Raw genomic sequence first — 14,206 nt, 5'->3', positions numbered from 1 at the left:
CAGTTTCGCGGCGACCTCGTCATAGGAACTTCAAATTCTAAACCGCACTAGAATCATATAATTGGCTAGTGCTCCTTTGATTCCGAAGTTCGTAAACGTGGAGCCGCAATATGATACGAACTTCGGAATCGGAGCACTAGTGCGGGAGGCGGCCGCCAAGCCGGATTCAGCGGGCCCTCGGACTAACTCATGTTAATCCGACGATCGGTGTCGAACACCCGGCGTCAAACCACTGCCTGTAAAATGCAGGGACGGCCGCTGAGGCCCCATCACCCGATCGCGACCCCGCCACCGATCGTGCGGTTGAGCACCTGCGTGGTTTTCTCGATGCGGTCGGCGGCGGCGTTGAGCGCATTGGCGACCGCAGTCTGCGTCGCCCTGGCGCGGTCGGCAGCGACGCTGCGCACGTCGCTGAGTGCAACCAGTTCCTGTTCGAGGCTGCGGATGCGATTTCCCGCATCCTGCAATTCGTCGCAAACGGTGAGCGCCGCCATCACGGTGAGCCTGGCATCGCCGATTTCGCCGAACTTGCCGCGCAGGCTTTCGATCCGCGACTCCAGGCTCTCGGCGAGCCGTAGCAGCCGCGGCTCCTGCCCTTCCTCGCAGGCCATTCGGTATTGTCGGCCGTTGATGGTGACGTTGACGTGGTTCATGGCATTTCTCCGCCATCCAACACTTCGCGGATCGCACCGATCGCGGCATCGAGCCGCCCGGCGATCTCGCGGTTGGAGCGCTCCAGCCGCTTGGTCTTCACCAGCGACCCATCGAGTTCGTCGGCTAGCCGTGCGCGATCGGCGCCGAGCGCCTGGATCCGGGCTGCGAGTTCGTCCTCGTCGCGGTCGGCGTCGCGCCTGCGCTCGACCGCCCGCTCCAGCGCGTCCAGCGCCGCCATCAGGCGGCGCGTGGCGACGTCGATATCGGCGAAAGCCTGTTCGCTGTGGCCGTTGGCGGTCTGATCGTCCATTGCATCGCTCGGCATACCTCCGGCGGGGCCGGGGTGCCCTTTCGCAAAATCAAGCGCTTGGGAGGAGAAACTTACGTAACGAACAAGGCCAGCGCAACGCCGCTTCGGAACTATGCACCATAAAGCAGGTTGAAATATTTCCACTTCCTTTTGACTTTGATGAGGTGCTATCCAGCCCCTCGACTTCAGGTTCCATCCGAGGCAACCGCCTCCCATGGTCATCCAAGCACCTCATTATCTGACGGAATTTCATCATGCCGCAGGTCGATCACGTCCGTATGGCCAATTCGATCCGGGGACTGGCAATGGACGCGGTCGAAAAAGCCAAGTCGGGCCATCCGGGCCTGCCGATGGGCTGCGCCGATATCGCCGCCGTCCTGTTCACGCAGTTCCTGAAATACGATGCCGCCAATCCGGCCTGGCCTGATCGCGACCGCTTCGTGCTCTCGGCCGGTCACGGCTCGATGATGCTGTACGCACTGCTCTATCTCACCGGCAACAAGGACATGACGCTGGACGAGATCAAGCGCTTCCGCCAGGTGGATTCGCTCACCCCAGGGCATCCGGAAAACTTCCGCACCAAGGGCATCGAGACCACGACCGGCCCGCTCGGCCAGGGCCTTGCCACCGCGGTCGGCATGGCGCTGGCAGAAAAGATGCTGGCAGCCGAGTTCGGCAAGAAGATCGTCGATCATCACACCTACGTGCTGGTCTCCGACGGCGACCTGATGGAAGGCATCTCGCAGGAAGCGATCGCCATGGCCGGAGTTTGGCGGCTCAACAAGATGATCGTGCTCTATGACGACAACGGCATTTCGATCGACGGCCCCACTTCGCTCTCCGACTCCGTCGATCAGGTGAAGCGTTTCAAGTCCGCCGGCTGGGCTGCCGAACTGATCGACGGCCAGGACCAGGCGGCGATTGCGGCCGCGATCACCCGCGCGCAAAAATCCAACAAGCCGTCGTTGATCGCCTGCAAGACGACCATCGGCTACGGCGCGCCGACCAAGGCCGGCACCAACAAGGCGCATGGCGAGGCGCTCGGCGCCGACGAGTTGAAGGGCGCCAAGGAAAACTTGCACATTTCGCTGGAGCCGTTCTCGGTGCCGGACGACGTGCTGAAAGCCTGGCGCGAGGCGGGCAGCCGCGGCGCGGCCGCACGGAAGGAATGGGAAGCGCGCTTTGCCGAGCTGGGACCGCGCAAGCGCGCCGAATTCGAACGGCGGCTGCGCCATGAGCGGCCGGCGTCGCTTGCAAAGGCTTTGCGCGACCACAAGAAGAAGCTGCTGGAAAGCCCGCTCAACATTGCCACGCGCAAGTCATCCGAAGCCGCGATCGATGCGATCGCAGCCGCCATGCCGATGGAATTCGTCGGCGGCTCGGCTGACCTCACCGGCTCCAACAACAACAAGCCGAAGGATGCGGTGGCCTTCGCCGCCAAGACGCCGAAGGGCCGTTTCATCCATTACGGCATCCGCGAGCACGGCATGTGCGCGGCCCTGAACGGCATCTTCCTGCATGGCGGCTTTGCGCCGAACGGCGCGACCTTCCTCGTCTTCACCGACTATGCGCGGCCGGCGATCCGGCTCGCCGCGTTGATGGGCACGGGCGTGGTCTATGTCATGACCCACGATTCGATCGGGCTTGGCGAAGACGGTCCGACCCACCAGCCGGTCGAGCACCTTTCGAGCCTGCGCGCGATGCCGAACCTGCGGGTGTTCCGGCCCTGCGATGCGGTCGAGGTTGCCGAATGCTGGGAACTGGCGCTCAACCGCACCAACGGTCCGACCCTGCTGGCGCTCACCCGCCAGAACGTGCCGCAGCTTCGTACCTCCGCACCAGCCGACAACCCGTGCAGCCACGGCGGCTATGAACTGGTCGCCGCGCAAGGCGAGGCCAGGGTGTCGCTGTTTGCTTCGGGCTCCGAGGTCGAGATTGCGGTCGCGGCCCAGAAGGAACTCGCCGGGCGCGGCATCGCGACGCGGGTGGTCTCGGCACCCTCGCTCGAACTGCTGCTATCGCAGCCCGAAGACAGGCAGAAGGCGATCATCGGTAACGCGCCGGTGAAGGTGGCGATCGAGGCCGCGGTCCGCTGGGGCTGGGATGCCGTGATCGGCCACGACGGCCTCTTTATCGGCATGCACGGTTTCGGCGAAAGCGGCCCGGCCAAGGACCTTTACAAGCACTTCGGAATTACCGCCGAGGCCACGGTTAACGCAGTTCTGAAACGCTTGAACTAAGGGACTCGCTGTCGAGTTACCTCTCCCCACGGGTCCTCACGGGAGAGATTAACCGAGTTTGCCGGTCCTGCTGGCTCCAAGGACGAGCCATGCCTGTGGTCCGGTTGAGATTGTCCGGAAAAAGGTCTAGCTAAGCCTGATCTTTTCCGTTCCTCGTCCGGCCGAACCGGGCGAACCGCCGTCAACCTCCACTCGGGACCCGCCCGAGGGGACGGCACGGGCTATTAGAGGAGAAACACCATGGCAATCCGGGTCGCTATCAACGGGTTTGGCCGCATCGGCCGCAACGTGCTGCGTGCCATCGCCGAGTCCGGCCGCAAGGATATCAAGGTGGTCGGCATTAACGATCTCGGCCCGGTCGAGACCAATGCGCATCTGTTGCGCTACGACTCCGTCCACGGCCGCTTCCCCGGAACTGTGACGGTGGAAGGCGACTCCATCAGCCTCGGCAACGGCAAGATCAAGGTTTCGGCCGAACGCGATCCGTCGAAGCTTCCCTGGAAGGCGCTCGGCGTCGACATCGCGCTCGAATGCACCGGCATCTTCACCGCCAGGGAGAAGGCCTCCGCACATCTGACCGCAGGCGCCAAGCGCGTGCTGATCTCGGCGCCGGCCGAGAACGCGGATGCGACGGTCGTCTACGGCGTCAACCACGACAAGCTCACCAAGGACCACCTCGTCGTCTCCAACGGCTCCTGCACGACCAACTGCCTCGCGCCGGTCGCTAAGGTACTCAACGACACCGTCGGCATCGAGATGGGTTTCATGACCACCATTCACGCCTATACCGGCGACCAGCCGACACTCGACACCCTGCACAAGGACCTTTATCGCGGCCGCGCCGCGGCGATGTCGATGATCCCGACATCTACCGGCGCAGCGAAAGCAATCGGCCTCGTGCTGCCGGAACTGAACGGCAAGCTCGACGGCGTCGCGATCCGCGTGCCGACGCCGAACGTATCAGTCGTCGATCTCAAGATCGTGGCCTCGCGCAAGACCACCAAGGAAGAGATCAATGAGGCAATGAAGCGGGCCTCCGAGCAGCAACTCAAGGGCATTCTCGGCTTTACCACGCACCCGAACGTCTCGATCGACTTCAACCACGATCCACACTCCTCGACCTTCCACATGGACCAGACCAAGGTGCAGAACGGCACGCTGGTGCGGGTGATGTCCTGGTACGACAACGAGTGGGGCTTCTCCAACCGGATGGCCGACACGGCCGTGGCGATGGGGAAATTGCTGTAAGGGTCTCGTGTCCCGGACGCGATGCAGCGCGTCAGCGATGCATCGCTGATCCGGGACCGATTTCAGCGTAGGTCCCGGTTCTGCACGGCGGCACTTCGCGCCGCGGTGCGCCCGGGACAAGAGAGCGCCAATGACAAAACCATTCCGCACCCTCGATGACGTTGACGTTAAGGCTAAGCGCGTCCTGCTTCGCGTCGACCTCAACGTCCCCATGGAGCAGGGCCGCGTCACTGACGCCACCCGCCTCGAACGCGTTGCACCGACCATTACCGAAATCGCCGGCAACGGCGGCAAGGTGATCCTGCTCGCGCATTTCGGCCGGCCGAAGGGACGCGATCCGAAGGAATCGCTGAAACCAGTCGCGGCAGCCCTTTCGCAAGTGATCAAGAAGCCCGTCGCCTTTGCCGACGACTGCGTCGGCGAGCCTGCGGCAAAAGCCGTCGCCGCGATGAAGGACGGCGACATTCTTTGTCTGGAGAACACCCGCTTTCACAAGGAAGAGGAAAAAAACGATCCAGCCTTTGTCGCTGAATTGGCGAAACTCGGCGACATCTGGGTGAACGATGCCTTCTCCGCCGCGCACCGCGCACATGCATCGACCGAAGGCCTCGGCCACAAGCTGCCGGCCTATGCCGGGCGCACCATGCAGGCCGAGCTCGATGCGCTCAACAAGGCGCTCGAAGCGCCGGCGCGGCCAGTGATCGCGATCATCGGCGGCGCGAAAGTGTCGACCAAGATCGATCTGTTGGAAAACCTCGTCAGCAAGGTCGATGCCCTCGTCATCGGCGGCGGCATGGCCAACACCTTCCTGCACGCGCAGGGCATCGGCGTCGGCAAGTCGCTGGCGGAGAAAGACCTCGCCGCCACCGCGCGGCGGATCATGGAAAAGGCAACCGCCGCCAATTGCGCGATCCTGTTGCCGGTCGATGCCGTGGTGGCGTTTCATTTCGCCGCCAATTCGCCATCGCATGCTTACGGGCTGGACGCCATTCCGTCCGACGGCATGATCCTCGACGTCGGTCCGCAATCAACGGCACGGATTCATGCGGCGATCGACGACGCCAGGACGCTGGTCTGGAACGGCCCGCTCGGCGCCTTCGAGATGACGCCGTTCGATCGCGGCACGGTGGTCGCGGCGCGCCATGCCGCCGAGCGTACCAGGGCAAGGAAACTGGTTTCGGTCGCCGGCGGCGGCGACACCGTCGCGGCGCTCAACCAGGCCGGCGTGGCCGGAGATTTCAGTTATGTGTCGACCGCAGGCGGGGCCTTCCTGGAATGGATGGAAGGAAAACCCCTGCCCGGCGTCGAGGTTTTAAAGAAGCAATAAATTATATCGGACCACTAGCCCCAACGGGAGAACAGGTTTCATGGCTCGGATCACCTTGCGCCAATTGCTCGACCACGCGGCGGAGCACGACTACGGCGTGCCGGCCTTCAACATCAACAACATGGAACAGGCGCTGTCGATCATGGCAGCGGCTTCCGAAGTCGATGCGCCCGTCATCATCCAGGCCTCGCGCGGCGCGCGCTCCTATGCCAACGACGTCATGCTCCGTCACATGATGGATGCGGTAACCGAGATCTATCCGCAGATTCCTGTCTGCGTGCATCTCGATCACGGCAATGAGCCCGCGACCTGCATGACCGCGATCCAGGCCGGGTTCACTTCCGTCATGATGGACGGCTCGCTGAAGGCCGACGGCAAGACCCCCGGCGACTGGGATTACAATGTCGGCGTGACCAAAACCGTCACCGGCATGGCGCATCTCGGCGGCATTTCGGTGGAAGGCGAACTCGGCGTGCTCGGCTCACTCGAGACCGGGATGGGCGACAAGGAAGACGGCCACGGCGCCGAAGGCAAGCTCTCGCACGACCAGCTCCTGACCAATCCCGAGGAGGCCGTGAAGTTCGTCAAGGAGACCAAGGTCGACGCGCTTGCGATCGCGATGGGCACCTCGCACGGCGCCTACAAGTTCACCCGCAAGCCCGACGGCGACATTCTCGCCATGAAGGTGATCGAGGAAATCCACCGCAAGCTGCCGAACATGCATCTCGTCATGCACGGCTCCTCCTCGGTGCCGCAGGATCTGCAGGACATCATCAACGCCAATGGCGGCAACATGAAGCCGACCTGGGGCGTGCCGGTCGCCGAAATTCAGCGCGGCATCAAGAACGGCGTGCGCAAGATCAACATCGACACCGACAACCGGATGGCAATGACCGGGCAGATCCGCAAAGTATTGAAGGACAATCCGGAAGAGTTCGACCCGCGCAAGTACCTCAAGCCCGCGATGGATGCGATGACCAGGCTGTGCAAGCAGCGTCTGCAGGAGTTCAACACTGCAGGTCAGGCCAGCAAGATCAAGCGCGTGCTCACGCCGGCCGAAATGGCCAAGCGCTACGCCAAGGGCGAACTCGATCCCCGCGTCGCGTAGCGATCGCGAAGGTGGCATGAGGCGCAGTCCCTCTCCCCGGTCATCGTCCGGCTTGACCGGACGATCCAGTATTCTGGAGAAATTCGCGATCGAGCCGAAAGCCGCGGCGTACTGGATCGCCCGCTTTCGCGGGCGATGACGACCAGAAGAAAAGGCGTCAAAATCCGGAGGCCTGTGACCAACGTTCACCTCCTCTTTTGCCCGAGAACGGTCTATTTTGGCCGCCAAAAGCAGGCAGCTTCCGGAGGGACTTTCGGATGAACCTTACCGATCTGAACAAAGTCGCCGTTGCCATGGTCGCGCCGGGCAAGGGCATCCTCGCCGCCGATGAATCGTCCGGCACCATCAAGAAGCGCTTCGACGCCATCCATGTGGCATCGACCGAGGACAGTCGCCGCGATTATCGCGAGATGCTGTTCAGCTCGCAGGAGGCGATGAGCAAATATATCTCCGGTGTCATCCTTTACGACGAAACCATCTGGCAGAACGCGAAAGATGGAACTCCGCTGGTCAAGCTGATCGAGCAGGCCGGTTCCATTCCCGGCATCAAGGTCGACGAGGGCACGCAAGCCTTACCGAACTGCCCGGGGGAACTCGTCACCGTCGGGCTCGACAAGCTTGCCGAGCGCCTGAAGAAATATTACGAGCGCGGCGCACGTTTTGCGAAGTGGCGCGCCGTGATCGATATCGGCAGCGGCATTCCCTCGATGACGGCAATCAGCGTCAACGCCCATGCGCTGGCGCGTTACGCCGCGCTGTGCCAGGCGGCGCAGATCGTACCGATCGTCGAACCGGAAGTGCTGATGGACGGCGATCACGATATCGAGCGCTGCTACGAGGTGACGAGCCGCATGCTCAACAAGACGTTCCAGGAATTGCGCGTGCAGCGCGTTGCGCTCGAGGGCATGATCCTCAAGCCCAACATGGCTGTCGCCGGCAAGAAATCGGCCAAACAGGCTTCCGTGCAGCAGGTTGCCGAAAAGACCGTCCGTCTTCTCAAGGCCTGCGTTCCAGCGGCGGTGCCCGGCATCGCGTTTCTCTCCGGCGGACAATCCGACGAGGAAGCGACCGCGCATCTCAACGCCATCAACGCGATCGGCAACCTGCCATGGAAGGTTACCTTCTCCTATGGCCGCGCCTTGCAGGCCGCGCCGCAGCAGGCGTGGTCCGGCAAATCCGAAAACGTTCCGGCCGGCCAACGCGCCTTCAGCCACCGCGCGCAGATGAACGGACTCGCAAGCACCGGCCGCTGGACGGCCGATATCGAAAAGAAGGCCGCGTAGTGCGGCCAATTTGAAGCTCCTATCAGTTTCGCTGCGAGTTCGTTATAGGAGCTTCAAATTCAAAAGCCGCACTACGAACCAAAAGTTACTAGTGCTCCGATTCTGAAGTTCGTATCATATTGCGGCTCCACGTTTACGAACTTCGGAATCAAAGGAGCACTAGCCAACTATATGATTCTAGTGCGGCTTAGAATTTGAAGTTCCTATGACGAGGTTACCGCGAAACTGATAGGAACTTCAAATTCACCGCACTAGAGCTCCTTTGATTCCGAAGTTCGCATCAGAGGTCGCTGCAATCTCCGTGCGAACTTCGGAATCGGAGCTCTAGAATTTGGCCTCCAAAACCGTTCCGACGCGCCCGATCCCGCGCCTTTATCTCGCAACGCTGGCGATCGACGATCCGCAGCCGCTGGCAAAAGTGCTGCCGTCGCTGCTCGAGGCGGCCGATGTCGCGGCAGTGCTGCTGCGGCTAAAGCCTTCCGACCCGCGCACGCTGATCTCGCGCATCAAGGCGCTCGCGCCCATCATTCAGGACAAGGGTACCGCGCTGTTGCTCGATGGGAATGCCGATCTCGTGGCGCGCGCGGGCGCCGATGGCGCGCATTTGTCCGGCCTCGCCGCTTTTGAGGAAGCGCTGCCGGCGCTGAGGCCTGACCGCATTGCCGGCGTCGGCCGCCTTGCGACACGGCACGATTCCATGACGGCGGGTGAACTGGGCGCCGATTATGTGCTGTTCGGCGAGCCGGACGAAAAAGGACAGCGCCCGTCAGCGGCCGCGATCGCCGACCGCCTGCAATGGTGGGACGAATTGTTCGAACTGCCGTCGGTCGGCTTTGCGGCGACGCTTGAAGAGGCAGATAGCTTCGCCGGCGCTGGCGCCGATTTCATTCTCGCAGGCGACTTTATCTGGAGTGCCGGCGAAGGACCGGCAGCCTCGCTCCGCGCGACCGAGGCCGCCATTCGCAAAGCGCATGCCGCGATGCCGGCCAGGGCCGAAGCGCCGCAGGGATAATGCCGGAAATGAGAATCGCGCGTTCCTTTCTGCTCTGTGCCGCCGTGATGCTGGCGGCCCACGCATCAGCGCAGGTTTCGCTGACGCCACCCGGCGCCGCACCGGAAAAGCCGGACACGCCGCCGGCCAAATCGGCTCCTGCCAAGCTGAAGATCAAACCCGTCGCCAAAAGGCCCGCTCCGGAGCCCGCGCAGCCGGCGGCTCCGGCTCCGGCCGAGCCCGACAATCCCAATGTCGATCTGGTCTATGGCGCCTACCAGCGCGGCCTCTACAAGACCGCCTTTGATCTTGCGACGAAGCGCGTGCAGGAAAAGAACGACCCCAAGGCGATGACGATGCTTGGCGAGCTCTACAAGAACGGGTTCGGCGTCAAGCGCGACGTCGCCAAGGCCGCCGAATGGTACAAGCGCGCCGCCGATGCTGGCGATCGTGAAGCGATGTTCGAGTTGGGGATGATACGGCTGGAAGGCCGCAGCGGAGTGGCCAACCGTCCGGAAGCCGCGAAGCTGTTCGCCTCCTCCGCCAAGCTCGGCAATACCAAGGCCGCATATAATCTCGCTTTGCTGTATCTCGGCGGCGAGACGTTGCCGCAGGACGTCAGGCGCGCAGCGGAACTGTTCAAGGTTGCGGCCGATGCCGGTAATCCGGCCGCCGAGTATGCCCTTGCCACCTTCTACAAGGAGGGCACGGGGGTGCCGAAGGACCTGGAAAAGGCCGGGCGCCTGCTCCAGGCGGCTACGCTCGCCGGCAACATCGACGCCGAGGTCGAATATGCGATCGCGCTGTTCAACGGCAGCGGAATGCCGAAAAACGAAGCCGCGGCGGTTGAGCTGTTGCGCAAGGCAGCCAGGCAAAACAACCCGATCGCACAAAACCGCCTGGCGCGGGTGCTGGCGAGCGGCAATGGCGCGCCGGTCGACAAGGTCGCGGCGCTGAAATGGCACACCATTGCCAAGACCGCCGGCAAGGGCGATCCGGAGCTCGACGAAGTTCTCTCCACCATGACCGCGGATGAAAAGGCCAAGGCGTCCGTCGAAGTCCACAAATGGTTCGGCACCAAATGAGCTTGACGCGGTCAGCGCCAACGGGCACCCACATCTGTCTTCGCCGAACCAACCTGCCCTAGAACCAACCTGCTCTAGAACCAACCGGCCCTGGATCATGCTGCAATCAGCCCTCCTCAACGTCATGGTCAAGGCGGCGCGCCGCGCCGGCCGCAGCCTCAAGCGCGACCTCGGCGAAATCGAAAATCTGCAGGTGTCGATGAAGGGGCCGGCCAATTTCGTCAGCCTGGCCGACAAGCGCGCGGAGGAGATGCTCTACGAGGACCTCGCCAAGGCGCGTCCCGGTTACGGCTTCATCGGCGAGGAAGGCGGCTCGCGCGAGGGCGCCGACAAGTCCCACACCTGGATCGTCGACCCGCTCGACGGCACCACCAATTTCCTGCACGGCATTCCGCAGTTTGCGATCTCGATCGCGCTCCAGCGCGAGGGCACGGTGATTGCTGGCGTGATCTACAATCCCGCCAATGACGAGCTCTATACCGCCGAACGCGGCAAGGGAGCTTTCTTCAACGACCAGCGCCTGCGCGTCGCTGGCCGGCGCAAGCTCAACGAATGCGTGCTCGCCTGCGGCCTGCCGCATATCGGGCGCGGCAATCATGAGCTGTCGCGCCAGGAAATGACCGAACTGCAAAATCGCGTCGCGGGCCTGCGCCGGTTCGGCGCGGCATCGCTCGACATGGCTTTTGTCGCGGCGGGCCGCCTTGACGGTTATTGGGAGCGCAACCTGCAGCCCTGGGACATGGCGGCCGGACAGATCATGGTGCGCGAGGCCGGCGGCATCGTCTCCGGCATCGCCGGCGACGACGACCCGCTCATCACCCGCAGCGTCATCTGCGGCAACGAATTCGTCCACGCCGAACTGGTGAAGATTTTGAAGCCGCTCGGCACGTGACCCACCCCCGTTATCCAAGAAATCGCGACGTCGCCGCCGGACTGAAATGATCCCGCAAAGAAAGTCTCGTTGGCGGTTAAGGAATTATTAACCCTGTTTTCTTCAATTGGGGACCAGCCGAATCTTTCTTCCGCAGGTTGCGGCTTTGCTTTGAAGTATTCGCCAGGAGAAGCAAACGATGTCTTTGACTGTACCTCGTCTCAGGGCGGTGACCACGTCACCTATCGCATGCAAGATCTGCGAAGAGCCATCGGCACTTTACGGCGTGATCGACTCGAACCGGTCTTGCCTAATCGGACCCCAGACCTCTCTTTCAGGTGTTCCGATCTATTATCGCCGCTGTGAAGCCTGCGGCTTCCTGTTCACCGACGCATTCGATGATTGGGACATCAACGAGTTCAAGGCGCATATCTACAATGACGAATACATTGTGTTCGACCCCGACTACAAAAACGCACGCCCGAGCGGAAATGCCAACGTGGTAACCGGCTTCTGGTCCGCCCATAAAGCGAACATGAGGGTCCTCGACTACGGAGGCGGCAACGATGTCTTGTGCGCTACGTTGCGTACCAACGGTTTCAAGGAAGCTGTCACCTACGATCCGATGGTACCGGAGCATTCACTTCCGCCGGCGGGCAAGTTCGACCTGGTTACGTGCTTTGAGACGCTGGAACATTTGCCTGACCCCGTCGCTGGAATTGGTAAAATAATCGAATTCGTCGCCGATCCAGGTGCGGTGTTTTATTCGACGCTGACCCAACCGGATGATTTCGATTCACAAGGAATGTCGTGGTGGTACGTCGGACCGCGCAACGGACACGTGTCCATCTTTACCAAGCAAGCGCTGGCCGCAGCTTGGGGCAAGCATGGCTTCAAAACGGCATCATTCAACGCTGGCGCCCATCTTGCGTTTCGCACACTACCTGAGAACTGGGGGACGGTGACTCAGTGAATCCGGCCTGCGTACCAATTCGAAAAATCCAGCAGGCCGGCGATGGCAGGAAACAACGGGCGCCAGCGGCTGAAAAACCGGCGCGCCAGACCTTTCTGACAGCGCCAGAATTGATTACGGGTTGGCCTATCATTTCACGTCGGAAATCGAGATGAATCGCCGCGAGCGCAGGTCGACCTTCAAGGCGTCGAAGGTCGCACAGCACCAACCCTCCGCAACCACACCGGCAGCGCTTTATGAAGCCGGCGTGCACCATTTGTCCGCGGGCCGGCATCTCGATGCCCAGATCTGTTGCCAGAAGGCGCTCGCGCTGGACGCCGGGCACGCCGATACCCTGCACTTGACTGGCCTCCTCTGCCTCCAGGCCGGACAGCTTGACCACGCGATCGAGTGGATATCGCGCGCCATTCGGCAGCAGCCGAAAACGGACTATCTGACGAACCTCGGCAACGCACTTCTAAAGCTGGGACGGCGCGAGGAGGCTTTAGCGACCTTCGACAAGGCGGTGCAGCTAGAGCCGGACAATGCGGGCCTGTGGAAAACTCTCGGCGACGTGCTCGCTGACATGGTGCGGCTAGCGGAGGCAATCCTGACGTATCAGCACGCGCTCAAACTCAATCCCCGCCTTTGGGAGGCGGCCCACAAAGCGGGGACGCTCCTTCATCAATTGGGGCGCACTGAGGAAGCTCTCGACCTTTTCAGCTTGCACGAACAAATGCCGGCTGATGACAGCCTCAAGCTGCAGATGCGCGCACTTTCGATGTATATCCTGGAGAGGTTCGAGGAAGGATTGCAGGACATTCAAAGCGCCCACACGATCGATCCGACCGACGCTGGAACCTGCAGTTATGTCGGCGTATTTCTCCGGCAGCTCAAGCGAGATGAAGAGGCGCTTCCGTGGTTCGACCAGGCCATCCGCCTCCGGCCGGACTTTCTCGGCGCGTTTCACAACAAGGCTCTGGCGCTCGTGCAGCTTCATCGATTTGATGGAGCGCTTGCGATCTACGATCAGATGAAAGCCATCAGCTCCTCTGCTGCTGCAGCGGACTTTGACGCGTCGCTCATTCAACTGCTGACCGGCAATTTCGAGACCGGCTGGGCCGGACGCGAAGCCCGATCGAACGTCCCGGGCCTGGCCGTTTCCCGTTTCGAATTTTCCCAGCCAAGGTGGCTTGGGAAGGAATCTCTTGCGGGCAAGACGATCCTCGTTCCCGAGGACGAGGGAATGGGTGACACCATTCAATTTGCCCGTTACCTGCCGATGCTGGCCGCCCGTGGCGCCCGCGTCATTGTGCGTGTCAACGATCCGGTACTTCCTTTGCTTGCGGGAATTCAAGGCGTCTCGCAGTGCATCCCGCACTCGGTCGAGGCGCTGCCGGCTTTTGACCTGTATTGTCCGGTCGGTTCTCTGCCGCTGGCCTTTGAAACCCGTCTGGATACGATCCCGCCAGGCGTCGGCTACCTGCCACAGCCGTCAGAAGCGCGCATGAAAATCTGGGAGGACCGGCTTTCCGGCTGCTTCGGCGTGGAAAAGAAGCTTCGGGTAGGCCTCGTTTGGTCCGGCAACCCCAAACACCTGAACGATCGCAATCGGTCGATCCCAATGCAGCTGTATCTACGTCTGCTCGATCTCGACGCCGCCTTCATCAGCCTTCAGAAGGACCCAAGGCCGGACGACAAAGCCGTGCTCGAACAAGCTGACATCATTGATGTGAGCACGCATCTCACCGATTTCACCGAGACGGCGGCGCTGATCAACTGTCTTGATCTCGTAATCACAGTTGACACCAGCGTCGCTCATCTCGCCGGCGCCCTTGGGCTGCCGACCTGGATTCTGCTGTCCTACCAGCCGGATTGGCGCTGGCTGCTCGATCGCGACGACAGCCCGTGGTATCCTACCGTTCGCCTGTTCCGGCAGGATGAAACCCGTAACTACGGTCCCGTCCTCGATAAGGTGCGGAGCGAACTTGCTGCGATGATTGCCGCCAGGAAATCTCGTTAGCGTAGCGTCTTGCCGCAAAGCGAACGCCCTGCCCATTTGCCGGTGGCCTTGGCCAAGACCGTGGAACCAATAAGGCGGACGGCGGTTGCTCCCCGCGACAAAAGGAGAGTTGAA

General features: G+C 61.9%; 12 protein-coding genes. 10 read left to right on the top strand and 2 right to left on the bottom strand.

All coding sequences use genetic code 11. The features are described 5' to 3' along the window. Positions 1 to 269: 269 nt before the first annotated feature. Positions 270 to 653 (bottom strand): cell division protein ZapA, encoded by a 384-nt coding sequence (locus M6D32_RS15345; protein ID WP_298257605.1) that lies wholly within the window; start codon positions 651 to 653, stop codon positions 270 to 272. Continuing rightward, a complete protein-coding gene (locus M6D32_RS15340; protein WP_298257603.1) occupies positions 650 to 964 on the bottom strand; it encodes a DUF4164 domain-containing protein in 315 nt (104 codons plus the stop codon). Before M6D32_RS15340 ends, M6D32_RS15345 begins: the two co-directional genes overlap by 4 nt. A 254-nt stretch (positions 965 to 1,218) precedes the next feature. Here M6D32_RS15340 and tkt point away from each other — a divergent pair, with 254 nt between their 5' ends. The 10 genes from tkt (at position 1,219) to M6D32_RS15290 (ending at position 14,092) form a co-directional block, all read left to right on the top strand. Further along, the gene (gene tkt, locus M6D32_RS15335) at positions 1,219 to 3,204 is read left to right on the top strand and encodes a transketolase (RefSeq protein ID WP_298257600.1); all 1,986 of its coding nucleotides are present in this window, start codon (positions 1,219 to 1,221) and stop codon (positions 3,202 to 3,204) included. A gap of 240 nt (positions 3,205 to 3,444) precedes the next feature. Beyond that, positions 3,445 to 4,452, top strand: coding sequence for a type I glyceraldehyde-3-phosphate dehydrogenase (gap, locus tag M6D32_RS15330; protein WP_298257598.1), 1,008 nt, complete (start codon positions 3,445 to 3,447; stop codon positions 4,450 to 4,452). Between the two features lie 130 nt (positions 4,453 to 4,582). Further along, on the top strand, positions 4,583 to 5,779 hold the full coding sequence (locus M6D32_RS15325) for a phosphoglycerate kinase (RefSeq protein ID WP_298257596.1): 1,197 nt from the start codon (positions 4,583 to 4,585) through the stop codon (positions 5,777 to 5,779). Between the two features lie 40 nt (positions 5,780 to 5,819). Next, positions 5,820 to 6,887, top strand: coding sequence for a class II fructose-bisphosphate aldolase (gene fba, locus M6D32_RS15320; RefSeq protein ID WP_298257594.1), 1,068 nt, complete (start codon positions 5,820 to 5,822; stop codon positions 6,885 to 6,887). Positions 6,888 to 7,144: 257 nt separating this feature from the next. Continuing rightward, on the top strand, positions 7,145 to 8,170 hold the full coding sequence (locus M6D32_RS15315; RefSeq protein WP_298257592.1) for a class I fructose-bisphosphate aldolase: 1,026 nt from the start codon (positions 7,145 to 7,147) through the stop codon (positions 8,168 to 8,170). A 331-nt stretch (positions 8,171 to 8,501) separates the two neighbouring features. Continuing rightward, a complete protein-coding gene (locus M6D32_RS15310) occupies positions 8,502 to 9,182 on the top strand; it encodes a thiamine phosphate synthase (RefSeq protein WP_298257590.1) in 681 nt (226 codons plus the stop codon). Between the two features lie 8 nt (positions 9,183 to 9,190). Next, the gene (locus tag M6D32_RS15305) at positions 9,191 to 10,246 is read left to right on the top strand and encodes a tetratricopeptide repeat protein (RefSeq protein ID WP_298257588.1); all 1,056 of its coding nucleotides are present in this window, start codon (positions 9,191 to 9,193) and stop codon (positions 10,244 to 10,246) included. Positions 10,247 to 10,343: 97 nt separating this feature from the next. Beyond that, positions 10,344 to 11,138: an inositol monophosphatase family protein gene (locus tag M6D32_RS15300; RefSeq protein WP_298257586.1), complete on the top strand. Its 795-nt coding sequence runs from the start codon at positions 10,344 to 10,346 to the stop codon at positions 11,136 to 11,138. Between the two features lie 178 nt (positions 11,139 to 11,316). Continuing rightward, the gene (locus M6D32_RS15295; protein WP_298257584.1) at positions 11,317 to 12,090 is read left to right on the top strand and encodes a class I SAM-dependent methyltransferase; all 774 of its coding nucleotides are present in this window, start codon (positions 11,317 to 11,319) and stop codon (positions 12,088 to 12,090) included. A gap of 121 nt (positions 12,091 to 12,211) precedes the next feature. Next, on the top strand, positions 12,212 to 14,092 hold the full coding sequence (locus tag M6D32_RS15290) for a tetratricopeptide repeat-containing glycosyltransferase family protein (protein ID WP_366145836.1): 1,881 nt from the start codon (positions 12,212 to 12,214) through the stop codon (positions 14,090 to 14,092). Positions 14,093 to 14,206: the final 114 nt, after the last annotated feature.

The organism is Bradyrhizobium sp., assembly GCF_027307225.1.
Lineage (GTDB): Bacteria > Pseudomonadota > Alphaproteobacteria > Rhizobiales > Xanthobacteraceae > Bradyrhizobium.
The sequence above is the reverse complement of the archived record's forward strand: the minus strand, read 5'-3'. Positions and strand labels throughout refer to the sequence as shown.

Bases quoted from the DNA above. Each gene is read 5' to 3' on its own strand.
- M6D32_RS15345 (WP_298257605.1), bottom strand. From the start codon at position 653: ATGAACCACGTCAACGTCACCATCAACGGCCGACAATACCGAATGGCC.
- M6D32_RS15340 (WP_298257603.1), bottom strand. From the start codon at position 964: ATGGACGATCAGACCGCCAACGGCCACAGCGAACAGGCTTTCGCCGAT.
- M6D32_RS15300 (WP_298257586.1), top strand. From the start codon at position 10,344: ATGCTGCAATCAGCCCTCCTCAACGTCATGGTCAAGGCGGCGCGCCGC.
- tkt (WP_298257600.1), top strand. From the start codon at position 1,219: ATGCCGCAGGTCGATCACGTCCGTATGGCCAATTCGATCCGGGGACTG.
- M6D32_RS15315 (WP_298257592.1), top strand. From the start codon at position 7,145: ATGAACCTTACCGATCTGAACAAAGTCGCCGTTGCCATGGTCGCGCCG.
- M6D32_RS15325 (WP_298257596.1), top strand. From the start codon at position 4,583: ATGACAAAACCATTCCGCACCCTCGATGACGTTGACGTTAAGGCTAAG.
- M6D32_RS15295 (WP_298257584.1), top strand. From the start codon at position 11,317: ATGTCTTTGACTGTACCTCGTCTCAGGGCGGTGACCACGTCACCTATC.
- fba (WP_298257594.1), top strand. From the start codon at position 5,820: ATGGCTCGGATCACCTTGCGCCAATTGCTCGACCACGCGGCGGAGCAC.
- M6D32_RS15305 (WP_298257588.1), top strand. From the start codon at position 9,191: ATGAGAATCGCGCGTTCCTTTCTGCTCTGTGCCGCCGTGATGCTGGCG.
- gap (WP_298257598.1), top strand. From the start codon at position 3,445: ATGGCAATCCGGGTCGCTATCAACGGGTTTGGCCGCATCGGCCGCAAC.